Annotated in this window: 22 protein-coding genes, 3 pseudogenes and 1 riboswitch; of the genes and pseudogenes, 13 read left to right on the top strand and 12 right to left on the bottom strand. The window is 34.6% G+C overall.

Translation table 11 applies throughout. The features are described from left to right. The first annotated feature begins 218 nt into the window (after window positions 1–218). Window positions 219–306, top strand: a riboswitch (glycine riboswitch). 140 nt (window positions 307–446) lie between these two features. Next, window positions 447–1,688 carry a D-amino acid dehydrogenase gene (locus AOY20_RS11905; RefSeq protein WP_054582062.1) on the top strand — a complete coding sequence of 414 codons (1,242 nt, stop codon included), beginning with the start codon at window positions 447–449 and terminating at the stop codon, window positions 1,686–1,688. Window positions 1,689–2,140: 452 nt separating this feature from the next. Here AOY20_RS11905 and AOY20_RS11900 read toward each other — a convergent pair. Next, window positions 2,141–3,112 (bottom strand): annotated as a pseudogene (locus AOY20_RS11900) (formylglycine-generating enzyme family protein). Between the two features lie 101 nt (window positions 3,113–3,213). Beyond that, complete coding sequence (locus AOY20_RS11895; RefSeq protein WP_054582061.1) at window positions 3,214–4,149, bottom strand: formylglycine-generating enzyme family protein; 936 nt, start codon at window positions 4,147–4,149, stop codon at window positions 3,214–3,216. Window positions 4,150–4,441: 292 nt separating this feature from the next. Between AOY20_RS11895 and AOY20_RS14570 the strand changes: the two are divergent. Together AOY20_RS14570 and AOY20_RS11890 are read left to right on the top strand one after the other, a co-directional pair. Next, window positions 4,442–4,579 (top strand): annotated as a pseudogene (locus AOY20_RS14570) (uracil-DNA glycosylase family protein); the annotation flags it as partial. A gap of 227 nt (window positions 4,580–4,806) precedes the next feature. Next, on the top strand, window positions 4,807–5,298 hold the full coding sequence (locus tag AOY20_RS11890) for a hypothetical protein (RefSeq protein WP_054582060.1): 492 nt from the start codon (window positions 4,807–4,809) through the stop codon (window positions 5,296–5,298). 305 nt (window positions 5,299–5,603) lie between these two features. Here the strand turns inward: AOY20_RS11890 and AOY20_RS14955 are convergent. The 3 genes and pseudogenes from AOY20_RS14955 to AOY20_RS11880 form a co-directional block, all read right to left on the bottom strand. Beyond that, window positions 5,604–5,953 (bottom strand): annotated as a pseudogene (locus tag AOY20_RS14955) (IS3 family transposase); the annotation flags it as partial. Window positions 5,954–6,144: 191 nt separating this feature from the next. After that, entirely contained in the window at window positions 6,145–6,735 is a 591-nt protein-coding gene (locus AOY20_RS11885) for a Maf family protein (protein ID WP_054582059.1), read from the bottom strand. Continuing rightward, a complete protein-coding gene (locus AOY20_RS11880; RefSeq protein WP_054582058.1) occupies window positions 6,735–7,118 on the bottom strand; it encodes a DUF2237 family protein in 384 nt (127 codons plus the stop codon). The genes AOY20_RS11885 and AOY20_RS11880 overlap by 1 nt, the downstream gene beginning before the upstream one ends. Before the next feature lie 139 nt (window positions 7,119–7,257). Here AOY20_RS11880 and AOY20_RS11875 point away from each other — a divergent pair, with 139 nt between their 5' ends. The 4 genes from AOY20_RS11875 to AOY20_RS11860 all read left to right on the top strand — a co-directional run bounded on the left by AOY20_RS11875 (window position 7,258) and on the right by AOY20_RS11860 (window position 10,971). After that, complete coding sequence (locus AOY20_RS11875) at window positions 7,258–8,445, top strand: phosphoglycerate kinase (RefSeq protein ID WP_054582057.1); 1,188 nt, start codon at window positions 7,258–7,260, stop codon at window positions 8,443–8,445. Window positions 8,446–8,577: 132 nt separating this feature from the next. Beyond that, window positions 8,578–8,835 (top strand): hypothetical protein, encoded by a 258-nt coding sequence (locus AOY20_RS11870; RefSeq protein ID WP_054582056.1) that lies wholly within the window; start codon window positions 8,578–8,580, stop codon window positions 8,833–8,835. 136 nt (window positions 8,836–8,971) lie between these two features. Continuing rightward, on the top strand, window positions 8,972–10,009 hold the full coding sequence (gene fba / locus AOY20_RS11865) for a class II fructose-bisphosphate aldolase (RefSeq protein ID WP_054582055.1): 1,038 nt from the start codon (window positions 8,972–8,974) through the stop codon (window positions 10,007–10,009). Window positions 10,010–10,122: 113 nt separating this feature from the next. After that, window positions 10,123–10,971, top strand: coding sequence for a DMT family transporter (locus tag AOY20_RS11860; RefSeq protein ID WP_054582054.1), 849 nt, complete (start codon window positions 10,123–10,125; stop codon window positions 10,969–10,971). Between the two features lie 61 nt (window positions 10,972–11,032). On the opposite strand, the gene nfsB is transcribed toward AOY20_RS11860, so the two are convergent. Next, on the bottom strand, window positions 11,033–11,686 hold the full coding sequence (gene nfsB, locus AOY20_RS11855) for an oxygen-insensitive NAD(P)H nitroreductase (RefSeq protein WP_054582053.1): 654 nt from the start codon (window positions 11,684–11,686) through the stop codon (window positions 11,033–11,035). Window positions 11,687–11,975: 289 nt separating this feature from the next. Between nfsB and hpaI the strand changes: the two genes are divergently transcribed. From hpaI to AOY20_RS11840, 3 genes are all read left to right on the top strand, one after another. Beyond that, complete coding sequence (hpaI, locus tag AOY20_RS11850) at window positions 11,976–12,773, top strand: 4-hydroxy-2-oxoheptanedioate aldolase (protein ID WP_054582052.1); 798 nt, start codon at window positions 11,976–11,978, stop codon at window positions 12,771–12,773. A 380-nt stretch (window positions 12,774–13,153) separates the two neighbouring features. Beyond that, complete coding sequence (locus tag AOY20_RS11845; protein ID WP_081403434.1) at window positions 13,154–13,345, top strand: transposase; 192 nt, start codon at window positions 13,154–13,156, stop codon at window positions 13,343–13,345. A gap of 167 nt (window positions 13,346–13,512) precedes the next feature. Beyond that, window positions 13,513–13,722, top strand: a complete 210-nt coding sequence (locus AOY20_RS11840) for a cold-shock protein (protein WP_054582050.1) — start codon at window positions 13,513–13,515, stop codon at window positions 13,720–13,722. Between the two features lie 108 nt (window positions 13,723–13,830). On the opposite strand, the gene AOY20_RS11835 is transcribed toward AOY20_RS11840, so the two are convergent. Together AOY20_RS11835 and AOY20_RS11830 are read right to left on the bottom strand one after the other, a co-directional pair. Beyond that, window positions 13,831–14,550, bottom strand: coding sequence for a UDP-2,3-diacylglucosamine diphosphatase (locus tag AOY20_RS11835; RefSeq protein ID WP_054582049.1), 720 nt, complete (start codon window positions 14,548–14,550; stop codon window positions 13,831–13,833). Window positions 14,551–14,659: 109 nt separating this feature from the next. Next, window positions 14,660–15,169, bottom strand: coding sequence for a peptidylprolyl isomerase (locus AOY20_RS11830; protein ID WP_054582048.1), 510 nt, complete (start codon window positions 15,167–15,169; stop codon window positions 14,660–14,662). A 166-nt stretch (window positions 15,170–15,335) separates the two neighbouring features. On the opposite strand from AOY20_RS11830, the gene AOY20_RS11825 reads away from it, so the two are divergent. Both AOY20_RS11825 and AOY20_RS11820 read left to right on the top strand, forming a co-directional pair. Beyond that, entirely contained in the window at window positions 15,336–17,063 is a 1,728-nt protein-coding gene (locus tag AOY20_RS11825) for a glutamine--tRNA ligase/YqeY domain fusion protein (protein ID WP_054582047.1), read from the top strand. 89 nt (window positions 17,064–17,152) lie between these two features. Next, on the top strand, window positions 17,153–17,719 hold the full coding sequence (locus tag AOY20_RS11820; RefSeq protein ID WP_054582046.1) for a GNAT family N-acetyltransferase: 567 nt from the start codon (window positions 17,153–17,155) through the stop codon (window positions 17,717–17,719). A 24-nt stretch (window positions 17,720–17,743) separates the two neighbouring features. On the opposite strand, the gene AOY20_RS11815 is transcribed toward AOY20_RS11820, so the two are convergent. The 4 genes from AOY20_RS11815 to putA form a co-directional block, all read right to left on the bottom strand. Beyond that, window positions 17,744–18,286: a lecithin retinol acyltransferase family protein gene (locus tag AOY20_RS11815; RefSeq protein WP_054582045.1), complete on the bottom strand. Its 543-nt coding sequence runs from the start codon at window positions 18,284–18,286 to the stop codon at window positions 17,744–17,746. Window positions 18,287–18,487: 201 nt separating this feature from the next. After that, entirely contained in the window at window positions 18,488–18,712 is a 225-nt protein-coding gene (locus AOY20_RS11810) for a hypothetical protein (RefSeq protein WP_054582044.1), read from the bottom strand. Between the two features lie 240 nt (window positions 18,713–18,952). Continuing rightward, the gene (gene trmA, locus AOY20_RS11805; protein ID WP_054582043.1) at window positions 18,953–20,035 is read right to left on the bottom strand and encodes a tRNA (uridine(54)-C5)-methyltransferase TrmA; all 1,083 of its coding nucleotides are present in this window, start codon (window positions 20,033–20,035) and stop codon (window positions 18,953–18,955) included. Between the two features lie 159 nt (window positions 20,036–20,194). After that, complete coding sequence (putA, locus tag AOY20_RS11800; protein ID WP_227510402.1) at window positions 20,195–23,908, bottom strand: trifunctional transcriptional regulator/proline dehydrogenase/L-glutamate gamma-semialdehyde dehydrogenase; 3,714 nt, start codon at window positions 23,906–23,908, stop codon at window positions 20,195–20,197. A gap of 143 nt (window positions 23,909–24,051) precedes the next feature. Between putA and AOY20_RS11795 the strand changes: the two genes are divergently transcribed. Then, window positions 24,052–24,531, top strand: coding sequence for a winged helix-turn-helix transcriptional regulator (locus tag AOY20_RS11795; RefSeq protein ID WP_054582041.1), 480 nt, complete (start codon window positions 24,052–24,054; stop codon window positions 24,529–24,531). Window positions 24,532–24,555 lie beyond the last annotated feature (24 nt).

The following is a 24,555-nucleotide window of genomic DNA, read 5'->3' as shown; positions in this document are numbered from 1 at the left end:
GCTAAAGCTCCTTTTTAGGAGCTTTTTTGTATCTATAATAAATATAAAAGAAAAGAGCGTAATAAAATAAGGTTTGTAAATAGAGTAAAAAATAAACTACTTTCAGTTTTTTCCCAATACAGATATAGTCAAATTTCATATTGAGGAAAATATGTAGAAAACAAAAATTAACAGGGAAGAATGAGTCGTTGGTATAACTCTTGCACTGTTATAGATACGCAATTATTGCAGGAGAGAAACACATTTGTGTTCGCCGAAGGAGCAACAACCCCGGAAACTCTCAGGCAAAAGGACTGTAATAATTCAAAAATCTGGAGAGAAGTATTTTTATACTCACCGAAGGGGATGGTTTGATCATTTTAGCCTTTAAATGATTTTATCGAAGCTCTCAGGTACAAATGACAGATGGGGTATAGACAAGAACATGATGTTCTTTAGGAGTCTGTATGCCACATATTATTATTATTGGTGCTGGAATTACGGGAGTAACTTCAGCATATGAGTTATCTTTGTTAGGTTTCCAAGTTACGGTTTTAGATAAACATTTATATCCAGCGATGGAAACTTCTTATGCAAATGGGGGGCAATTGTCTGCCTGTAATGCTGAAGTTTGGAATCAAAAATCAACAGTATTAAAAGGTATTAAATGGATGTCGCAAAAAAATGCGCCATTATTGCTTAATCCATCTTTTAGCCTTCATAAATATTCATGGTTAATGGAGTTTTTAGGGAATATTAAACATTATGAAGCGAATACAATAGAAACGGTTCGACTTGCATTATTGGCACGAAAGAGATTATTTGAAATTGCAGATTTAGAAAAAATTGATTTTAATTTAGAAAAAAGAGGAATATTACATTTTTATCATAATCAATATGATTACGATGTTGCCATTCGTGTAAATGATTTATTAAATAAATCAGGTTTGGAACGATATGCTGTATCAAATCAGGAAATAAAAAATATAGAACCAACACTCACTGAAGATTATTTTGGTGGATTTTATTGTCCAGATGATGCAACAGGTGATATTCATAAATATACAATCGGACTTGCAGAAGTCTGCCGAAAAAAAGGCGTGAAATTTTTATTTGGAACTGAAGTTATTGGTGTTCAGCATTATGTGAAAGGTGTTGATGTAATTTATCATCAAAGCACAGAAAATATGCATGATGAATATCATAACGAAAAAATTTCAGCCGATGCAATTTTAGTGTGTGGTGGAGTTGGAAGTTATCAGTTAGCTGAAATGCTGGGGGATCGAGTCAATATTTATCCTGTTAAAGGATATTCAATTACAGTCAATTTAAAAGATGAAAATTCTATACAAAATGCACCTTGGGTTAGTTTGTTAGATGAAAGTGCGAAAATTGTGACCTCTAGATTAGGAAAAGACCGTTTTAGAGTAGCTGGAACCGCAGAATTTAATGGATATAATCTAGATATACGAGCGGATCGAATTCAACCTTTAATTGATTGGACTAACCGTCATTTTGATGTGTGTACAGAAAGTGTTGTACCTTGGGCCGGATTAAGACCGATGATGCCAAATATGTTACCTATTGTTCGGCAGGGAAATAATCAACGCGTATTTTATAATACAGGGCATGGGCATTTGGGATGGACATTATCCGCCATTACTGCTGCTATGATCAGTCAGGAAATTTCAAGTAAGTTTCCAGTATAAGTTTTAATTTATGATCTTGAGTATAGGGCTTCTTATATACTATATTTAAATATAAAGTATTTTTATTGATAGTATGAGAAGTCTACTACTTTTCTAATATATTATTTAATACATATAGCATGAAAAAATTATTAAAAATAATCCTCTAGTTTGCTTTTTCTTGGTCCCAATAGGAGATTGATAAACAATTAAAAAATATTTTATGTTCTTAAATATTAGAGCTTAAAATTAAAATACGTAAGAAAATTTATATTAGGAAATATATTTTCAGCCCTAGTAGAGTTAGGCTTGGATGAAAAAAATGATTTCATATTCAATTGAATACGCTCTTTGTATTTATTTTAATTTAGAACAAATAATGATTTGAGGTCTAATGGTTAACTAGCCAGTCTTAGCTCGACATCAAAAGATTTCGACCATCATTTAATGTTTAGTATTTGAATAGTAGCTCATTACGGTGAAAATGGTTGAAGTGAGTTAGAAGCACATCGTACAGAAGTTTGATCGTTGAGATTAATGCGGTTTTTATTTTTTATATCGTCTTTATCAAATTGTGGATTGGGTTCCATACCGCGTCTATAAACAGTTGTTACTTCACCGCCTATTGCTAGACCTACAGCAGACCCTTGTTGGCGTGTACTGCGCACTACTTTTAGAGAACCTTTTTTAGGTCCTTGAGGATTGTATTCTGGAGAAATTTTGTAATAATTTTCATCGTACCAATCGGACATCTACTCAAAATTGTCAGTTGCCATATCATAAAAGCCTAATGGTGAAGGTGGGAAATGACCTAAAAGAGGAATTTTTACAACTACATCTAATTTTTCTCTGACTTCGGCACGTTGTTCATCACTCCATACATTTTCACCTGGTAAGTATTCTCCATTATTAGTTGGATATACCACAAATTCTCCTTTATTTCTTGCAGCATATTCCCATTGTGCTTCAGTAGGAAGCGTCATAGGAATACCGACTTGTTCACCTAACCATTGGCAATAGTCCTTGGCTTGCTGCCAACTAACCCCAGCTGGAGCATTTTTTTGTCGAAGTTTTTTTGTAAGGGTTTCCATACTAATTTTAGGTTGCTGTGTGGCTTCAGTATAAATATCAAAATCATCAAAGGTAGTTTTATAGGCATTTAGACTAAAGTTATCTAAAGTGACTTGATGGGTGGGCATCGCTGCATATAGTCCACTAATAGGAAGCTTATCTTTACGAGAAAGGTGCCCAAAATCACCCATCATAAATGTTCCACCTTCAACAAAAATCATGTTCTTCTTGGTTTTTTCAACTAATTGCTGAACTTTTTTTTGTAGTTCGGGGTCACGTTGAGTTTTTGTCGTTTGATCAGCAGTGTTTTCATTTTTTGTCTGCGCACAAGCTGTTAAGGCAAGACTAGAGAGAAAAATAGAAAGTTTTATCATAATTATAAGAGTTGATATCAATATTATATAAACAATCTTAAGGAATATTTTTATAATGATAAAGTATTTAGTTCTTTATGTTACATATGTTACATAAATAGCTATAAATTTGCAGCACAGCGAACTGAATTGTTTTTATTAAAATCAATATTATTTTTATATTTAGAATTTTTATAGCCATTAATAAGTTCAGGATCTGCAACAGGATCAATGGCATGACGGCTGATCGTTAAGCCACCTGACATAAAAATATTTTGACCATCATCGGGTGCAGTACTACGGACGACTTTCTTAGTTCCAGTTTTTGGACCTTGGGGATTATGTTCAGGAGAATGGCTATAGTAGTCAGCTGCGTACCAGTCTAGCATCCATTCATAATTGTCCGTAATCATGTCATAAAAACCCATTGCTGTGGGTGGGTATTGTTTTAATTCTGGAATAGTTCGAATAGTTTTATATTTGGAACTAGTTTCTTGCCTTTGTTCAAAACTCCAAATATTACGACCATTGTCTACTTTGCCATTATCTGTCGGATACATAATCATTTGTCCACGATTACGTGCCGCATATTCCCATTGTGCTTCGGTTGGTAAGTCCATATTTAGATTTAACTGTGTTCCTAACCATTGACAATAATCACGAGCTTGTTGCCAATTAATACCAGCAGCAGAATTTGGAACTCTTGCTACTTTTGAAAACTCAGTAAATTTCCCAACAGGATTTTGCCCCGTTGCAGCAGTATAAACATCAAAATCAGCATAAGAGGCTTTGGTGGCACTGAGCATATAATCACTTAAGGTGACTTTATGTAGTGGTTTAGCATGTCCATAACCATCATAAGATAAACCATCAGGGCTATGCTCTGGACCAAAGTCACCCATCATAAAGCTCCCACCTTTCACAAAAATGAGTTCTTTTTTTGTTTTTTCAACCAATTGTTGAACTTTTTTTTGTATTTCAGGATCGTCTTTAGGTTGTGCACAAGCTGTTAAGGCAAGACTAGAGAGTAAAATAGCAAGAATAGAATGTTTCATCATAATTATAAGAGCTGATATCAATATTATTTAAACAATCTTAAGGAATGTTTTGATTGAGATAAAGTATTTAGTCCTTTATGTTACATAAATAGCTATAAATTTGCAGCAGGGGTTATTATGGCCAATATGCCATTTTTAATTCCATTGAATTCGACAGATATCAAAATTAACTGTTTTGCGAAAATATTGTGAATGATTTTTTAGGCATAAAAATTATCTCAAAAATAAACTTAAAATAATGCGAATTATGTGCTTTTATGTATGAATATTTTTAATTTTGAATATTGTATAAATGATTGATAGTGAAATAGAAACACATCCATTAAAGCCATTTTTACCACCAAATGCGAAACTTTTGATGCTTGGAAGTTTTCCTCCTCCAAAAACACGTTGGAAAATGGATTTTTATTATCCAAACTATCAAAATGATAGATAGCATTAAATGATGCAATCAAAAAAATTTAGGTTGATATTTGGATTGAAATAGGGAAAGTTTTTCAGTGATGGCTTTATCAGCGTACACATCACTCAATTCATATTTGAATCAGCTCTCATAATTGCTAGAATACCGATTGTTTTAAAATGCTGTTTTGCAACAATTTTGCAAGACAAAAATATAAACCATGTAATTCAGCTACTTACATTAGGAAATTTTCAATGCTTGATATTTATTTAACAGATGCCAAACAAACAATTCAATTTAAAGATTATCCAGGTGAGCATCCTGTTAAATTTGTTTTAGATTTCAAAAAAATATTTCCAAGTGTGATGGAGTTATTACTTCCTGTTTTACCTGAAAATGAAAATATGGAAGACATTACATGGGAGTCGACTTCAAGAGATTTTGAATTATTTAAATTGTTATTAAGTGGATGGGGCGTAATTGAACTACGTTTGATCACATTAGCACAATTTAAAAATAAAGCTTTTGCAGATCAGATTATAAAACAAGCTCAAGTCAAGCGTAAAGAATTAGCGAAAACACATTCTAAGTTGGCTACAGTTGAATTGGATTATTTAATGATGCATGAAATTCATGCGTGTATTGATGCTGAACTAGTTGAGGTTGGTGAGAAGTTTTACTTACCTGTATTACGTGATTTATGGAAGAATAAAATTTCAGCTGATGTTGTACAAGCAAAAATTTAAGATTTAATATTTCTTAAATTAGCACTTGAAGTGCAACACCATATCGTTGTCATAATGCCTGACTCGGACTTTTAAAACCGGGTCTTTTTCTTGGGCGATGATTCAAATGTTGAGTGATTTCTGAAATGTATTTATCAGTATAAGCATTTAAATTACAGCCTCTTTTAATATATTGCCTGATTAAGCCATTTCTATTTTTATTCGTGCCTCGTTGCCAAGCACTATAAGAATCAGCGAAATACTAGTCTATTTCTAATTCTTGAGCAACATACTCATATAGGCTAAACACTTTGTCATTGTTCGCTGTAATTGTCTTTATTATTGTGAATGAAATCCACCATTATTTGTGTGTGCGGTCGAGCGTTGCCTGAGCGAAAGTGGCTACTTTACGTAGAATTTCATTAGTACGTTGCAGTTCTTTATTTTTACGCTCGAGCTGTTTAATTCGTTCTTGGTCTCAAGTTTTTTGCGGGATTCTATATGTTTTAAATACCAAACACGGAATGTTTCAGCATAGTATAACCCTTGCACAGCATGCTGCTCAGGAGTAATCGCTGAAACTACTGCCTAGTTCGATGGATAATCTTTTTTTGGATTCAATCACAAGTTGAAACGCTATTTCTTTAATTTTAGGGCTATAGTTTGATTTTTTCATCAGTCTTGGGAAGCAATGGTTCTCATCTCATAATACATCTAGACAAATCTGGTACGGTTCAATTTTGTGACAGAAGTATTGCAGGCTTTTAAGTAGGATTTATGCATCGCTATGTGTATACCAATTAACTCAGCAGAATAAGCCAATACTTCAAATCATGAAGTCATTGGCTTAAACAGGATTCGGATTAATTAAGGTACTTTTAGGTCTAAAGATCTTAAAATTTTACACAATTGAATCATTGGCATGCCCATAAGCGTAGTTTGATCTTGTCCAATCATTTCTTCAAACAAGCTAATCCCCAAACTTTCACATTTAAAACTACCAGCACAATGTAATGGTTGCTCAATTTCAATATAGCGTTCAATCTCAGGTAAAGTAAGTTTACGGAATTTTACTTTGTAATGCTCAACTAAGGTTTGTTCAAAACCTGTCGCATGGTGCTGAACACTGAGTGCTGTACTGAAATATACGATTTTATCTGAGTTCGCTTGTAATTGTTTAATTGCTTTTTCAGCACATAATGGTTTCCCGATAAAAATATCTGGAGCACCTTCACGCCAAGCAACTTGATCAGAACCTATCACAATCGCATCAGGATATTGTTTTGCGACAAACTGTGCTTTTTCAAATGCTAAACGTTTAGCTAAATGATCTGCATGTGAGTCACCTTGAGGAGATTCATCAATATTTGGAACAACAATGTCATATTTGATTTTAAGGCGATTCATTAAATCTTGGCGAGTTTGACTGCTAGAAGCCAAAATAATCTGATTATTCATTAGACTGCATATTCCATAAGAACATCGAGTGGGACATAAGATAAAACCGCTTGGTGACAAGCTTCTAATTTAATTTGTGGCGCTTTACCCACTTTATAAGCATCAACCCAGCGCGTAACGCAGATACACCAAAAATCGCCTGGTTGTAATCCTGGAAAATCTACTTCAGGAATTGGTGTAATGAGATCATTACCAGTTTGTTGAGAAAAATTAAGAAATTCTGAAGTCATTAACGCACACATGGTATGTTGACCAAGGTCGGTAGGTGATGTGTGACAAAATCCATTCCTAAAATAACCCGTGATAGGTGAGAAACAGCAGCTTGCTAAGGGTTGCCCAAGCACATTCAAACGATTAATTGTAGGATTAGGATGTATAGACATATTTCTACTATTTTGCGATGACCTGTGCCTATCATAATCAAATCTCACGCTTTCACCAGCTTTTATGAAAAAGAAGCTACCTTTTTTTTAATAATCATTTAGAATCGGTGTGATTTTAAAAGCATAAAGTGAGCTATACATGAACTTTCAGCGTATGACTGACCTAGATTTAGCAGGCAAACGAGTACTTATTCGTGAAGATTTAAACGTTCCTGTTAAAAATGGTGTGATTACTAGTGATGCACGTTTACGTGCTGCATTACCAACAATTAAAGCAGCATTAGAAAAAGGTGCGGCTGTAATGGTGTATTCTCACCTTGGTCGTCCTGTTGAAGGCGAGCCAAAAGCTGAACAATCTCTTGCTCCTGTAGCGGCTTATTTAACAGAAGCACTTGGTCAAGAAGTTAAGCTTTTTACTGATTATTTAGATGGTGTTGAAGTTGCTCCAGGTCAAGTTGTTTTACTTGAAAACTGCCGTTTCAATTTAGGTGAAAAGAAAAACAATTCTGAGCTTGCAGCAAAATATGCAGCGCTTTGTGATGTGTTTGTGATGGATGCTTTTGGTACTGCTCACCGTGCTGAAGCGTCAACAGAAGGTGTTGCACGTTTAGCAAAAGTTGCAGCAGCAGGTCCTTTACTTGCAGCTGAATTAGATGCATTGGGTCGTGCGTTAAAAACACCTGAAAAACCAATGGTTGCGATTGTTGCTGGTTCTAAAGTTTCAACTAAATTAGATGTATTAACGTCTTTATCTGATATCTGTGATCAATTGATTGTTGGTGGCGGTATTGCAAATACATTCTTAGCTGCTGCTGGTTATAATGTTGGTAAGTCACTTTGTGAAAATGACTTAATTGATACAGCGAAAGCGATTGCTGCAAAAGTTTCAGTTCCATTACCAACAGATGTAGTTGTTGCAGATGCCGCTGAAATCAACTTTGATGACTTCTTAGGTTCATTGGCTGCTGCTAAAGCTGTCGTGAAAAAAGTTGAAGATGTTGCTGACAACGATATGATTTTAGACGTTGGTCCAGAAACTGCAAAAATGTTTGCTGACATTTTAAAAACTTCAAAAACAATCCTTTGGAATGGTCCAGTAGGTGTATTTGAAGTTGACCAATTCGGTGAAGGTACAAAAACTTTATCTTTAGCGATTGCTGAATCTGAAGGATTCTCAATTGCTGGTGGTGGTGATACTTTAGCTGCAATTGATAAATATGAAGTTGCAGATAAAATTGGTTATATCTCTACTGGTGGTGGTGCATTCCTTGAGTTTGTAGAAGGGAAAACACTTCCAGCCGTTGCCGTACTTTTAGAACGTGCATAAATCATTACTGAAATTTTAGAAATGAAAAAGGCTAGTGAAAACTAGCCTTTTTTGTTTGTCTTATCGTCATTAAATTGAAATAATTTTGACATAAGATTTGCATGTCAAAGCGACTGGTCATGGAAAATTATTATGCAACAAAAGTGGGTAGGTATTTCGGTACTTGTAATTTCTTTTTTGTTCACAGCATGTAGTAAACAAAATCAAGAACCTGTATCAACTGAAGCATCATCGGTTCAAGTAAATGAGATTTCGACAGAACAACAAGCAGCAATTGATGCACTTGATCAGCCCATATTAGATGAAAAAAATACCGATATTCCAGCAGAGATTGCAAATGTGCCTGCTGATGAAGCAACAGTACATCAAGAAAATACTGACCTAAAATAAAGGAAATACATTCAATTTTTCCATATTTATAGAAAAGTCCTCAATTTTTTGAGGACTTTTTTTTAAAAAAGTAGAAATAATGCTGAATTGAAAGAAATCCCCATGTAGAATATGGGACACTACCTGGGAGGATATTATGGCTCTTATTTCTTTGCGCCAGCTCTTGGATCACGCCGGCGAACATGCTTACGGCGTACCAGCGTTTAACGTAAACAACTTAGAACAAATGCGTGCAATTATGTTAGCTGCTGACGCAACTAATTCACCTGTTATCGTACAAGCATCTGCTGGTGCTCGTAAATATGCAGGCGCACCGTTTTTACGTCACCTAATTTTGGCTGCAATTGAAGAATGGCCGCATATTCCAGTGGTTATGCACCAAGATCATGGTACTAGCCCTGACGTATGTCAACGTTCTATTCAATTAGGCTTTTCATCTGTAATGATGGATGGTTCTTTAGGTGCAGATGGTAAAACACCAACTTCATATGAATATAATGTAGATGTAACTCGTCGTACTGTTGAAATGGCACATGCTTGTGGTGTTTCGGTTGAAGGTGAAATTGGTTGCTTAGGTAGCCTTGAAACTGGTATGGCTGGTGAAGAAGATGGCGTAGGCGCTGAAGGCGTTTTAGACCATTCTCAACTTCTTACTTCTGTAGAAGAAGCGCGTAGCTTTGTTGCAGATACAAACGTTGATGCTTTAGCTATTGCTGTTGGTACATCACACGGTGCATACAAATTTACTCGTCCACCTACAGGTGATATCTTAGCGATTGACCGTATTAAAGAAATTCATGCTGCGTTACCAAATACGCATCTTGTAATGCACGGTTCAAGCTCAGTGCCACAAGAATGGTTAGCAGTAATCAATGAATTTGGCGGTGATATCAAAGAAACTTATGGTGTTCCTGTTGAGCAATTGGTTGATGCAATCAAACACGGTGTACGTAAAATCAATATTGATACAGACTTACGTTTAGCATCTACAGGTGCTATGCGTCGTCTGATGGCTGAAAAACCAAGTGAATTTGATCCGCGTAAATTCTTCTCTGCAACAGTTGATGCAATGAAACAAATTTGTATTGACCGTTATGAAGCATTTGGAACAGCAGGTCATGCTGACAAAATTCGCCCAATTTCTTTAGAGAAAATGGTTGAAAAATACAAGTAAGATTGAAAAATCTATTTGTAGATAAAAAAAGCTCACATTATGTGAGCTTTTTTTATCGTATAAATATCGTCTGATGTAAAATTATGCTTAATTTGAAAATTGAAGAAGAATAGATGGAACTTATTTTTTCAGCCGCGCTTTGTAGTGTAGTGGTATCAATTTTATTGAAAGTCTGTCGTAGCAAAGGATTTTCTATGATTGAAATGATCACTTGGAACTACGCTATTGCAAGTATCCTATGTTATTTTTGGTTTCAACCCGATCTTCAACATATTTCAGTTTTAAATACACCTTGGTTATTGATTTTGAGCTTAGGCATATTACTCCCAAGCGTTTTCTTAATACTCGCAAAATCTTTGCAAACAGCAGGTATTTTAAAAACAGAAATTGCACAACGCTTATCGGTTATTTTGTCTTTAAGCGCGGCATATTTTATTTTCCACGAACAATTTAATAATTATAAATGGATGGGAATAGCCCTTGGTCTTGTAGGGGTGTTATTTGTTTTATGGTCTCATCGCTCTACATCTTTGGCTACAAATAAAGGTGTTTTGTATTTGGCTTTAGTTTGGATTGGTTATGCATTAATAGATGTATTATTAAAATATACAACAGGTTTAGGGCTACAGTTTGCTGTTGTTTTAAATTTGATGTTTATTGCTGCTTTTGTTATTTCTTTGATTTATATCAAATTAAAATATAAAACGTTTGGAGCTCCTCAAAATATTTTTGCAGGACTTTTATTGGGCTGTTTGAATTTTGCCAATATTGCATTATATGTAAAGGCTCACATGCTTTTAAAAGATTCACCCGCAGTCGTTTTTGCAGGTATGAATATTCTTGTTGTAATTTTGGGTGTACTAAGTGGATTAATTTTCTTTAAGGAAAAACTTAAATTAACCACATTAATTGGCTTGATATTTGGTTTGGCGAGTATTGTTTGTTTGGCTTTAGCATTTTAATTTTATTTATTGGATTGTAGAAAAATCAGCAGGAATGTAGTTCATCCTGCTGATGTTAAACTTATAATTTAGTGAAAATATTTTTAGCATTTAGTCGAGATTTTGGCAATTTTGCATTGAAGTCATTTTCACTTCGGTATCCTAAAGTCATAATTACTGATGGAATAAGTCCTTGTTCAGCTAATTTTAGTTCTTCTGAAATAATTTGCTCGTTAAAACCACCAATTGGTGTTGCATCAACATGTTCAATACCTGCTGCAAGTAGCATTTGTCCCAGAGCAATGAAAGTCTGGTTTTCGGCCCAACGTTGAATATCACCTTTTTCATTGCGATAGTATTCAACATATCCTGTACGAGCATCTTTCTGATTTTGTTTTGCAGTTTCATCTTTAAAACGACCAGTTAATTCATCTTGTTGGAGTAGTTGATCAAGATGTTCAGTCGTAATATCTGCTTGAGTACAAAAAAGAATTGTGTGCGATGAATCTAAAACTTTTGGTGCATTGTAGGCATATTTTCCGACAAGTGCTGTAGCAATACGCTCTTTTGCTGATTGGTGATCAGCAATAAAGAAATGCCAAGGTTGTATGTTAATCGATGAAGGGGTATTCCTAAGAATTTCAAGTAAACGTTCAAATTGTTCGGCTGGAATTTTTTTTGAAGAATCGTAAGCTTTAGTTGTATAACGAGTTTTTGAAACGTTTAACAAATCCATATGAATGCTCCGAAAAAGGAATAAGTAAAGTTATTTTAACTTAATCTATATAAATAGGCGAAGGAAGGCTTTTTTCTTACTATATAAAATATAAGATTAATATCATAAAAAATAAGATAAGTAAAATAGCAACTTTAAATACTAATCTAAGATATGTTTATCTTGATAATTTATTCATATATTTGAGAATAATAGTTGAATTGAATGATTCTAGATAAAATCAATATTGGTAGTTTTTTATAAAAGGCGTCTAATAAAAGCATAGAAAATTGTACTTTTAGGTAGTGTCATGATTGATTATACCAACCATTTCAAACGTAAATTGAAAACCGAACAACAAATTGGTTTATGGGTTGGATTAGCAGATGCATATGGAACAGAAATTGCTGCAAATGCAGGCTATGACTGGCTTTTAATAGATGGTGAGCATGCTCCAAGTGATCTAAGAACAACATTATCGCAATTACAAAGCATCGCTGCATATTCATCACAAGCAGTTGTTCGACCACCCATTGGTAGTGTGCAATTGATTAAGCAATTACTTGATATCGGTGCACAAACATTATTAATTCCTATGGTTGAAACAGTAGAACAAGCTGAATTAATGGTGAAAGCGGTTCGTTATCCACCAGAAGGTATTCGTGGTGTTGGAGCTGCATTGGCAAGAGCAACTCGCTGGAATAGCATCCCAGATTACTATGCAACGGCACATGAAAATATTTGTTTACTCATTCAAATTGAATCTGTAACAGGGTTAGAAAATTTAGATGAAATATTGAAAGTTGATGGTATTGATGGGGTTTTTATTGGCGCTGTAGATTTATCTGCAACAATGGGATATCAAGGTAATCCAAATCATCCTGAAGTACAAAAAGTTGTAATTGATGCAATTAAAAGAATTCGAGCTACTGGAAAAGCAGCAGGTATTTTATCTACACAGCATGAAGTAACACAGCAGTACATAGATTTGGGTACTGAGTTTGTTGCTGTTGGGGTTGATACGAGTGTATTGATGAATTCTTTACGTGATTTATTGTCAAAATATAAATCGAATACAGATATGATTCAATCTGTAGGTGGTTATTAGTTTTATAAATCAGCCATTATTATACAGTGAGTAAAAAAGAGCAGTATTTCGATAAAAGGAGTACTGCTTTTTTTGTTGTATTTCTTATTTTATAAAGAGATCTTACTTCTTCAAATAAAGAAACTCATATATTTGAGAACAAAGGCTTAGAAAAAGATTAGTCTTCTTTAGATCTAATTTTGATATAAACAACTTGCTAATTCAAGAAAATTGATATATAAGTCAGAGATATTTTACCAAAGATTAAAATATTACTGTTTGATTCTAAACTTTTGTGAAAAAGTTTTTAGATTTTAGTCAATATTTTGTGATGTTATTTTTAAAACATATTTTATATAGAGACCTTTTTGAAAGAACTGAATACTTGTTATCAAGCTGAAATGGCTGACGGGACGAGAATTAATGTAAAGTTGATTCCCTTAGTGAAAAAACAAAGTACTCGTGATGGTTTTATTGATGTAACTGTGGGGAAACAGATACAACTTGAAACAGGCGAGAAGATTGAATTGAATTTAGATGGTAAGAGCTTTTATTTTGGCCCAAATCAACTTTATCGAATTATTTCGTCATAATATTCTTGTATAAGTTGAAAAACGCTGTATGATGGTTCTTGAAGTATAACAATTAAATTTTGTAACTCTTAATCTTTTTTTCGTAGTCATAATTCTTCGTTTTTTAGATTTATCCTGTTTCAAATTTGTATTGATTACTTATTTTAAAATTTTATTTGGAAATACATATGTCAAATATTTTAACTGGTACAGTTAAATGGTTTAACGAAACTAAAGGTTTTGGTTTTATTGCTGTAGATAATGGTCCTGACGTTTTTGCTCATTACAGCGAAATTCAAACTAGCGGTTTTAAAGTACTTAACGAAGGCCAACGTGTTCAATTCGAAGTAGTTGACGGTAAACGTGGTCCTCAAGCAAGCGCTATTCGTCCTCTATAAGGTGAAAGCCAGTTTATAAAATACGCGTTATTTTATAATTGCAAGAAAATGAAGAGACTTTCTCTTCATTTTTTTTGCCCAAAATTTATAAAATAAGAAGAAAATAAATTAATAGTTCCAATTGATTAGATTTAAACAAGAAAGATTATTTTGAGATGAAATCTCTAAAATTTTTGCTTGATCTTCTCGCCAGTCACCTAAAACAATACGTTGTTTATTTTCTACGATATGAATGTTGGGACGGTGTGTGTGACCATGAATGAGAGCATCAACATCTTTTAATGCAATTTTCACTGCCTGTTGATTGACATCCATAATGTCATAGTTTTTAAGTTCTTTTGCTTCATGACTTCTTTTGCGAAAACCATTGGCTAATTTTTCACGAAAAGATAGAGGTGTTTTGCGTAAAAGTCTAATTAATAAAGGATTACGAATAATTTTTCTAAAGCGTTGGTATGAGACATCATCTGTACATAATGCATCACCATGTTCTAAACGTACTGTAAATGAACCAATCTTTAAATTAAATGTTTCTGGTAGTAAGTGACCGCCAAATTGATCTAGAAATACCTGATGCAACGCAAAATCTCGATTACCAACTTGAAAGTAAACTTGATTGCCTGCTTGGGTAAACTGTTTTAAATGTTCGACAATTTCATTTAACCAAGGTGCTGTATAGTCATCACCAATCCAAGCATTAAACCAATCACCTAGAATATAAAGATGAGTACTATGATTTTGATATTTGTCTAATAAATCTAAAAACCCTCGAACCAGTCGAGGGTGATCAGGTGACAAATGTAAATCTGAAATAAACAGATAGGTCACGAATTATTCCTTAAAATATTTCTCAGGAATCCCTTTGGAAAAAGGGATTAGCATTACAGCATCTTAAAGTTTTGCTTTAAAATACAAATGAATTTGAGAAAACTATTTTTTATTCAGAAATGATTTTTGCAGATTCAATTACAACATTTTCTAAAGGAACGTCAGCGTGATAACCACGATTGCCAGTACGAACACCTTTAATTTCGCTTACAACGTCCATGCCTTCAACAACTTTACCAAATACAGCATAGCCCCAACCTTGAGCAGTTTTACCTGTATGGTTAAGGAAAGCATTATTTTTAACGTTGATAAAGAATTGAGCTGAAGCAGAGTGAGGTGCTTGTGTACGTGCCATTGCAATCGTACCTTCATCATTACTTAAACCATTGTCAGCTTCGTTTTCGATAGAGTCACGAGTTGCTTTTTCTTTGAAGTTTTCATCCATACCGCCGCCTTGGATCATAAAACCATCAATAACGCGGTGGAAAATTACGCCGTCATAGAAACCGTCACGGACGTATTCTAAAAAGTTAGCAACAGTAATTGGTGCTTTTTCGCTGTTAAGTTCAAGAACAATACGACCTTTATTGGTGTTTAATTCGACTTGAGGAAAACTCATTGTGTAATCTCCTAATCATGGACATAAAAGCCATGGGTTTTTTGGTTGAGAGAAGCATAAGCAAACTGTAAACTACAAGGCAAGTAAAAACGTTATTTTCTTTGTTAAAATTAAAGAAATGCGTTTTAATTATCCTAAATGTTAACCTGAAAGTGATTTTACTACTATGAAGCCAAATGATGTTGTTTCATCTCTGCCAAACAATCCGACACCGAATAATAATGCCTCTGTCGACGCGGTGCAGCAAGAACAACAGCCAGGCTTAGACTTTATTCGCCAAGTGATTACAGATGATTTGGCTGCTGGCCGTACGCAAAAAGTTATTACTCGTTTCCCACCAGAGCCAAACGGCTATTTACATATTGGTCATGTGAAAGCAATTTGTTTGAATTTTGGTATTGCTCAGGAATTTGATGGTTTATGTAATCTTCGTTTTGACGATACAAATCCAGATGCAGAAGAGCAAGAATATGTCGATGGTATTGCCAATGATGTGAAATGGCTAGGTTTTGAATGGGATGGTGCACCGCGCTATGCTTCAAGCTATTTTGACCAACTGTATGCTTGGGCAATTCAATTAATTAAACAAGGTGATGCATACGTCGATTTGCAAACACCTGAAGAAATTAAGTTGAATCGTGGTAACTTCAAAGAGCTTGGTAAGAATTCACCTTATCGTGAAGTATCTGTTGAAGAAAACTTAGCACGTTTTGAAAAAATGAATAATGGTGAGTTTGGAGAAGGTGAAGCAGTACTTCGTGCCAAAATTGATATGGCATCACCTAATATTCATATGCGTGACCCTATTTTGTATCGTGTATTGCATTCAGAGCACCATCAAACGGGTGATAAGTGGAAAATGTATCCAATGTATGACTATGCTCATCCATTGTCTGATGCAATTGAAGGCATTACGCATTCACTTTGTACTTTAGAATTCCAAGATCATCGTCCATTTTATGATTGGATTGTTGAAAAAGTACATTCGACAAGTATTCCACACCAGTATGAATCTAGCCGTTTAAATGTTGACTATACAATTACGTCTAAACGTAAGCTTCGTAAATTAGTTGAAGGTGGTCACGTAAATGGATGGGATGATCCGCGTATGCCAACAGTTGTTGGTATGCGTCGTCGTGGTTTTACGCCGGAAGGTTTACGTGATTTCTGTAAGCGTGTAGGCGTTTCTAAGGTTGATGGCAGTATTGTTGATGTTGCAATGCTTGAATACTGTATTCGCCAATCTTTGGAAAATATAGCTTCACGTGGTATGGCTGTACTTAATCCGCTTAAAGTGACATTAACGAACCTTCCTGAAGCAATGGATTTAGTTCATGCGCGTCACCCGAATGTAGATATGGGCGAACGTATTATTCCATTAACACAAGAAATTTACATTGATCGTAAAGATTTTGAAGAAGTTCCACCAAAAGGCTTTAAACGTCTAACAGTGGATGGTGAAGTGCGTTTACGTCATGCTTACGTGATTAAGTGTGATGAAGTGATTAAGGATGCTAATGGTGAAATCATTGAGCTGAAATGTTCAATTGACCCAGCAACTTTAGGGAAGAACCCCGAAGGACGTAAAGTGAAAGGTGTTATTCACTGGGTTTCTGCTGAAAAAGGTATTCCTGCTGAAGTTCGTGTGTACGATCGCTTATTCACTGAGTCTGATCCAGAGGTAGGTGATGATTTCTTAGCTAACTTAACACCGAACTCATTACAAATCGTGCAAGCGGTTATTGAACCTGCTTTGGCAGAAGCAAAACCAGAAGATCGTTTCCAATTTGAACGTGAAGGTTATTTTGTAGCAGATCAATATGATCATAGCAGTGAAAAACCTGTGTTTAACCGTATCTTAGATTTAAAAGATAGCTTCAAGCCAGCAAAATAATCGGTTTTATTTTATTTTGTTAAAAGCTCAACTTAGGTTGGGCTTTTTTATTATGATGAATATGAAAAGGAAAATTCATGTGAGGGAACATGGATAAAATAAAAATAATGGGAAAACTCAATCATGATCAGATTGAACTTTCATGGATAGACCAAAAGGATGCATATGACCTTTTTCAAGCGATATTAGGCTCTATTCAGCTATTAAGGGTATTTCCTGCATCTTTACCTTGGAGTTTGGAAATACCATCTTTAGAGAGTGCTATGCAGTATTGTGAGCGATGCATGTTAGATGCTCAAAATAAACATGCATTTACGTATATTATTCGTTTGAAATCTGATGGATCATTTGTTGGGGTCATTGGTCTACACCAAATACAATGGGATATACCGTGTATTACTGTGGGCTTTTGGGCAAATCTCAAATTTCATGGAAAAGGATATATGACGTGTGCGTTACAATATTTGATTAACTTTTTAAAAGAAGAGTTAAAAGTAAAGCGTATAGAAGCATTTGTAGATATTGAAAATGAGAGAGCAAGGCGGCTTTGTTTACGGTCAGGGTTTGTTTTAGAAGAGATATTGGAAAAGTCTGCAAAAAATCCTCAAGATGGTTCTTTGAGAGACATTGGATTATTTGTGAATACAAGACAATAAAATTCTATGAAAAATTGATATGGATTAATGATTTTTATGTTCCTTGCTTTTTAAATAAAGATAGGTTGGCATTTTCATTTTTGCTTTTTGACGTAATTTCTTTTTGATATAAAACACGAGTGCAAAGCAGGTTGTTGCAATTGTAAGGATCATGCTGTTCATATAACTCATGACAGAACTTACATAACCAATTGTTGTTAAGCGATTCATCATTTTGATGACTTGAGGACTGCTTTCAACACCTGTAATTGCCCACGTGCATAAATGTTCGCAATTGTTAATAATAAGATGATAGTTATTTTCATGCATACGGCTTCGCATACGCCGTATAACTTGACGACCTTTATATTTAGGATTGGCGTAACGTTGGATTTTAATTGTTTTCCCAAAGCTAAATTTATCGATTGATGTCATTTCAATGGGATGCTTTTTAAAAAGATGTGCAAATCCTGAGTAATGGATTACACGTCCACGACCCGCATAGATCCCATGATGGGTATAGCCAAAATGTTTAACGATTAAATGAGCCCCTAAGGGGTATCGTTGTTTTTGCCTACGCTTAAGCATTCTTTTGCTAGCCCAATTTAATGAATAATTGTGATTAGATCTTTAATTTTACTGCGAGTTGATGAATATTGCGACTCTCAAGAGCGGATAATTCATAATTAAATGTAATGTTCTTATTATGAAACGAATTGATCGGAGAAAAAATAAAAAAGTAATTCAAATTAAAAAAGCACTTAGTTAACTAAGTGCTTTTTAGATCATCTATTGTAATGGTAGATGCTGCAGTTCATTTAACTCTTTACGGCTATAACCTCGAGAAGCAAGAACCTTTTTGATTCCAATAATGACATCTTCATCTGTTGCTTTTAATAAAGCGTCAATCAGTTGTTCATTGGATTTACAAGAGCAATCATTTTCAACACAAGCAATTTGATTCTTATGCTCGTTTTGTTGTTCATTAGAAAACAACTTTTGCCAAAAACTCATAGAGCCTACATATGCAACCTAACATAGCTCGAAATATAAACAAAATAAAAAATAATGCAAGTATCTTTCATCTAATAAATATCTAGTTGCTTATTTATTAAAAAGACCAAGGTATAATTTAATAATAATTTTTTATAAAAAAATAATTTTAAATACTTATAAAACAATGCAATATAAAATAAAAAAGGAAGAGTATTAAAATACCTTCCTTTTTGTTTTGTTTACAATGAAATAAATTGTTTAAATCTTTTCAAGTAATATTCCCGACTCAACATGGTGGGTATAAGGGAATTGATCAAATAATGCGAACTTTGTCACATTGTGTGTTTTTGATAATATTTTTAGATTTTCATATAACGTATCAGGATTACATGAAATATAAATAATGCGGTTAAAACGTTGTAAAAGTTTCAGTGTGTCATCGTCAATACCTGCACGAGGAGGATCAACAAATACGGTATCAAACTGATATGAACTCATGTCAATTTCAGCTTCTTGTAAGCGTCTAAATTCACGTTCGCCGTTGTATGCTTGAGTAAATTCTTCGGCAGATAATCGAGCGACTTGAATATTATGAATATTATTTTTTTCAATATTCCACTGTGCTGCATAAACTGAAGATTTTGCAAGTTCAGTTGCTAAAACACGGTTAAATTTAGTAGAAAGAGGTAAGGTGAAGTTACCATTACCACAGTAGAGTTCAAGTAAATCTTGCTCTGATTGAGGTGCGGCATTACACGCCCATTCAAGCATTTTTTTGCATACTTCAGCATTCGGTTGAGTAAAACTACTTTCAATCTGTTTATAAGCAAATTGACGGTCAAAAACCGTTAATTCTTCTACAACATAATCTTCTGAAAGTACAAGTTTTTGCCCACGACTACGACCAATAATTTTGATATTTAGTTTTTCTGCAAGTTGACGAGCCGTATTTTCCCAATCTTGTTCTAATTTACGATGGTAAATAAGTGTAACAAGCATTTCACCTTTTAATGTCGATAAAAAATCAATTTCAAATAAGCGGTTAGCAAGTAATGGATTCGCTTTGATTTCAGCCAATAAGACAGGCATCAATTGATTAATATTTTTATCTGCGATAGGAAATTCATCAATACGAATGACTTTCTTTTGATTATCTTCATCACGTTCAAACATGGCATAAAACATATCGTTATCTGTATGCCAAATACGGAATTCGGCACGCATACGAAAGTTTTGTTCTGATGAAGGGAATACTTCTAAAGAAGGTGGATTAAATTCGGCAAATTGCGCTGAAATACGTTCAACTTTTGCATCAAGTTGTTGCTGATAAGATGAAGTCATATACAGTAAAAAATCACAAATATTTTTAAAAAAAGAATGGTAGCAAAGTTTCTATCGGAACGCTTAATTTAATTGTGAAAATCTATGCTTTCAGATGATTTAAAAGCAATAAAAAAGCCAAACTCGAAAATTTGGCTTTTATCACTACTTCATTTGAGTTTAACTCATGGTCATTAAGCTTGCATTTCCACCAGCAGCAGCAGTATTAATACTGATTGCTCGTTCGATGACTAAACGTTCTAGTGGGATATAAGTTTCACTAGATTCTAAATGCGTAATTCCAACAATGGCACCATTTCGCTCTGCAATGGTGAGTTGTAACTCTTGGAGTTCTTGTTGATGCCCATGATGAATCACAGCGTCAAAATCATCTTGTTCTAAATCATGAATCATTACAAAAGATTGAGCAACTTTAGCTGGCATAGTCTGTAAATTTTTAAGAACAAATGCATTATTAGCTAAAATTACAGGTTGACTACCAACCGCAAATATAGCCAAAAGCTGATGAATTTGATCGAGTTCATTTGTTGCTAAAGAAAGAACTTTTTTACGAGCTACAACTAGATATTGATTACTTTCACCTGTTGGTCCCTGAAGCTCAAAACGTTGTCCAGCGCAAAAAGGCTCAGGGAATGTAATGTCTTGATTTGGGAAAGTGGTATTTACCCATTCCTTGAATAAAATATAAGTTGAATGATCTGAAATTTGTTGTGAATCTTGAGTTGAAAAAGGCTGAGCTAATTTTTTTTGATCACAGTGTTGCATAAGTCGATACAAATACAGTGGACCACCTGCTTTCGGACCTGTACCAGATAAACCTTCGCCACCAAAGGGTTGAACACCTACAACAGCACCAACAATATTCCGATTAATGTATAAATTACCCACTTCAGCTTTGTTGACTACAGTCTGAATCGTATCATCAATACGGGTATGTAGGCCCATGGTGAGACCATAGCCTTTAGCATTAATTTGGTCAATGAGTGTTTCCAATTGTCCATATTTATAAGTAATGACGTGTAAAACAGGACCAAAAACCTCACGCTCAAGGTCATTGAGGTTTTGAAGTTCAATTAATGTTGGTGGAATAAACGTACCTAAAGTTAGATCACTTTGATTCTCTAAATGCATGAGCTGATGAATTTTATAGCCTTTAGAACGCATTTTCTCAATATGACACTGAATGGTTTTTTGAGCTTCGCCATCAATTACAGGTCCTATATCTGTTTTTAATAGATATGGATTGCCGACATTGAGCTGTGACATAGCGCCCTTAAGCATTGTAATGACATTGTCAGCACTATCTTCTTGAACGCAAAGAATACGTAGGGCTGAACAGCGTTGACCAGCACTATCATAAGCTGAATTTACAACATCTATAATGACTTGTTCAGTAAGCGCGGAAGAATCAACAATCATGGCATTTTGACCACCTGTTTCCGCAATAAGAGGAATAGGCTGCCCAGAATGGCTTATACGTTTTGCTAAAGTTTTTTGTAAGATTCGTGCGACTTCAGTAGAACCTGTAAACATAATGCCGTGAATTCTATCATCTGTACTTAATTGAGCACCTATCGTTTCACCACGGCCTGGCAATAACTGAATGACCGATTTAGGAATACCTGCTTCCCATAAAATTTCAACTGCCATTGCTGCAACAAGTGGTGTTTGTTCAGCAGGTTTTGCTATAACGGTATTTCCTGCTACAAGTGCAGCGGCAATTTGCCCACTAAAAATAGCGAGTGGAAAATTCCAAGGACTGATACATAAAACAGTACCTAAAGGTTCAATTTGTGTAGATTCATGTAGATCTAAAATTTGTGCGGCATAGTATCTTAAGAAATCTATTGCTTCGCGTACTTCGGCAATTGCATTTGCATAAGTTTTTCCACTTTCACGACTCAAGAGAGCCATGAGTTGCATAAGGCGAGATTCCATTAAATCGGCTGCTTTTTTTAGATATTCAGCACGAGTATCTTTAGAAAGATTCTTCCAATCAGTTGATGCTAATAAAGCATTATTGAGTGCAACTTCAACATGCTCTAATGTTGCTTCTTGGACAAAGCCAACAGTATCTTGATGATTTGCAGGATTAATAATTGGAATAGGTGTATTTGACGTTAAATCATCAAAATTTTCACCTAATGGAGAGGATTCAAGTTGAACCTGAAGAAAGTTTTGTGCAATATCATTTAAGACTGTTAAGTCATGATTATTGGCTAAATCGACTCCAGACGAATTCTTACGATTATTTCCATACAAATCTTTTGGAAATGGAATTGATGGATGTTTTAATCCTACAATTAGTTCTTGTTTCGCTGTATTTAAAATAGTTAATCGAGGGTTTTCGATTAAATCTTCAATATTGAGCGATTGATCGGCAATTCGATTTACAAAGGATGTATTTGCACCATTTTCGAGTAAGCGACGGACTAAATAAGCTAAGAGTGTTTCATGATTACCCACAGGTGCATAAATACGACATGGAATGCCTAACTTATTTTGTGATTTATCACCTACAACTTGTTCATAAAGTGGTTCACCCATACCATGTAGACATTGAAATTCATATTGTCCAACATAGTATTGCGTAGGTTCTGCAAGCTCATAAATAGTTGCAAGAGTTTGTGCATTATGTGTCGCAAATTGAGGGAAGATATATTCAGAGGCTGCTAATAGTTTTTTGGCACATGCGATATAAGATAAGTCTGTATGCACTTTGCGTGTAAAAACAGGATAGTCATCCATCCCATCAATTTGTGCTTTCTTAATTTCACTATCCCAATAAGCACCTTTAACAAGACGTATCATTAAGCGTTTTTGGCTGCGTTTTGCTAAATCAATAATGTAGTCAATGACATAGAAACAACGCTTTTGATAGGCTTGAATAACGAAGCCAATACCTTTCCAATCTTGCAGTTCTGGAACAAAACATAAGCGCTCTAGTAACTCTAGTGAAATTTCTAAACGATCTGTTTCTTCTGCATCAATATTGAGACCAATATCATATTGTTTAGCGAGGACGGCTAGATTTAAAACTTTATTGAATAATTCATCGTGTACACGTGAAATTTGAGCACGTTGATAACGTGGATGAAGCGCAGAGAGTTTGATTGAAATACCAGGACCATCATAAACGCCTTTATCTTTAGAGGCTTGACCAATTGCATGAATAGCATTGGTATAGTCAATATAATAACGTTCTGCATCATGTTCAGTTAGTGCAGCTTCACCTAACATATCATATGAATATTGAAAGCCTTTAGCTTCTAAAATTTGTGCATTTTTTAATGCTTCTTGTATGGTTTCACCAGTAACAAATTGTTCGCCCATCATGCGCATAGCAACATCTACGGCTTTACGAATAACACCACGACCACTACGTGCTAAAAGCCCTGTAAGTAAGCCTGATAAACTTTTAGATTGAGGCGTCAAGAGTTTACCAGTTAGCATTAATCCCCATGCTGCAGCATTCACAAACAGAAGATTGCTTTGTCCTAAATGTTCTTTCCAATTTCCTTGATTAATTTTATCGCGGATGAGTAAGTCACGAGTCGCTGTATCTGGAATACGTAATAAGGCTTCTGCTAGACACATCAGCGCAATACCTTCTTGAGAAGATAAAGAAAATTCTTGTAATAAACCTTGGACAATACCAGCTTTACCCGAAGCATCTTTTTTTTCACGTAATGCTGTAGCTAGGGTGAATGCTGTTTGATGAATACGTATATCAGCATCAGGGGAAATTTCACTATGCAGAAGTAAATTTTCAATGCATGCAGGTTCAGCTTGACGCCATGCTGTATTAATTTTTTGCTCAAATGTAGTCTTTTTTTTGAGTAAAGTGATTGGTAAAGCATGTGCTTTATTCATTTGATTTTGATTTTCCATCATTTTTACGTCGCACCCTGTGACAACTAAATTAAATTGAGTGAATTACTAGATTTAATTTATCATTACAAAAAAATTGACGAACAACTCACTATTTTTAAGATTATATTTAGAGGAAAACTCAAATGGCAGGAAGCATAATAGGATTAGATCGAACGGATATTCGTATTCTTGATATTTTACAAAATGATGGTCGAATTTCGAATATTAAACTCGCTGAAGAGGTAAATTTATCGCCAACAGCGGTGCTTGCAAGAGTTCAAAAATTAACGAAAGATGGATATATTCTAGGTTATGAAGCTAAATTAAATCCTGAAAAATTAAATAATAATTTTGTTGTATTTGTAGAAGTGCTTTTAGATCGAACAACACCAAATGCTCTAGAAGATTTTTCCATAGCAGTAGGAGATTATCCTGAAATTGTTGAATGCCATATGATTAGTGGCGGGTTCGATTTTGTGATTAAAATTCGCTGTGCGAGTATGGAGGAGTATCGAAAGATTTCAGGTCATATCTTATGGAAACTTCCTTCTGTAAAAGAAACGCGTAGTTATCCTGTCATGGAAGTCATTAAAGAAAGTTCAAAAATTAAATTTAAAAAATAAAAAAGGGCAGTAAAGCCCTTTTTT

Source organism: Acinetobacter equi, from assembly GCF_001307195.1.
In the GTDB taxonomy this organism is placed as follows: Bacteria; Pseudomonadota; Gammaproteobacteria; order Pseudomonadales; family Moraxellaceae; genus Acinetobacter; species Acinetobacter equi.
Note: the sequence above shows the minus strand (reverse complement) of the source record. Positions and strands in the feature narration are given on the sequence as shown.

Coding starts and splice junctions, on each gene's coding strand:
- AOY20_RS11905 (WP_054582062.1), top strand. CDS start 447: ATGCCACATATTATTATTATTGGTGCTGGAATTACGGGAGTAACTTCA.
- AOY20_RS11895 (WP_054582061.1), bottom strand. CDS start 4,149: ATGATGAAACATTCTATTCTTGCTATTTTACTCTCTAGTCTTGCCTTA.
- AOY20_RS11890 (WP_054582060.1), top strand. CDS start 4,807: ATGCTTGATATTTATTTAACAGATGCCAAACAAACAATTCAATTTAAA.
- AOY20_RS11885 (WP_054582059.1), bottom strand. CDS start 6,735: ATGAATAATCAGATTATTTTGGCTTCTAGCAGTCAAACTCGCCAAGAT.
- AOY20_RS11880 (WP_054582058.1), bottom strand. CDS start 7,118: ATGTCTATACATCCTAATCCTACAATTAATCGTTTGAATGTGCTTGGG.
- AOY20_RS11875 (WP_054582057.1), top strand. CDS start 7,258: ATGAACTTTCAGCGTATGACTGACCTAGATTTAGCAGGCAAACGAGTA.
- AOY20_RS11870 (WP_054582056.1), top strand. CDS start 8,578: ATGCAACAAAAGTGGGTAGGTATTTCGGTACTTGTAATTTCTTTTTTG.
- fba (WP_054582055.1), top strand. CDS start 8,972: ATGGCTCTTATTTCTTTGCGCCAGCTCTTGGATCACGCCGGCGAACAT.
- AOY20_RS11860 (WP_054582054.1), top strand. CDS start 10,123: ATGGAACTTATTTTTTCAGCCGCGCTTTGTAGTGTAGTGGTATCAATT.
- nfsB (WP_054582053.1), bottom strand. CDS start 11,686: ATGGATTTGTTAAACGTTTCAAAAACTCGTTATACAACTAAAGCTTAC.
- hpaI (WP_054582052.1), top strand. CDS start 11,976: ATGATTGATTATACCAACCATTTCAAACGTAAATTGAAAACCGAACAA.
- AOY20_RS11845 (WP_081403434.1), top strand. CDS start 13,154: ATGGCTGACGGGACGAGAATTAATGTAAAGTTGATTCCCTTAGTGAAA.
- AOY20_RS11840 (WP_054582050.1), top strand. CDS start 13,513: ATGTCAAATATTTTAACTGGTACAGTTAAATGGTTTAACGAAACTAAA.
- AOY20_RS11830 (WP_054582048.1), bottom strand. CDS start 15,169: ATGAGTTTTCCTCAAGTCGAATTAAACACCAATAAAGGTCGTATTGTT.
- AOY20_RS11825 (WP_054582047.1), top strand. CDS start 15,336: ATGAAGCCAAATGATGTTGTTTCATCTCTGCCAAACAATCCGACACCG.
- AOY20_RS11820 (WP_054582046.1), top strand. CDS start 17,153: ATGGATAAAATAAAAATAATGGGAAAACTCAATCATGATCAGATTGAA.
- AOY20_RS11815 (WP_054582045.1), bottom strand. CDS start 18,286: ATGCTTAAGCGTAGGCAAAAACAACGATACCCCTTAGGGGCTCATTTA.
- AOY20_RS11810 (WP_054582044.1), bottom strand. CDS start 18,712: ATGAGTTTTTGGCAAAAGTTGTTTTCTAATGAACAACAAAACGAGCAT.
- trmA (WP_054582043.1), bottom strand. CDS start 20,035: ATGACTTCATCTTATCAGCAACAACTTGATGCAAAAGTTGAACGTATT.
- putA (WP_227510402.1), bottom strand. CDS start 23,908: ATGAATAAAGCACATGCTTTACCAATCACTTTACTCAAAAAAAAGACT.
- AOY20_RS11795 (WP_054582041.1), top strand. CDS start 24,052: ATGGCAGGAAGCATAATAGGATTAGATCGAACGGATATTCGTATTCTT.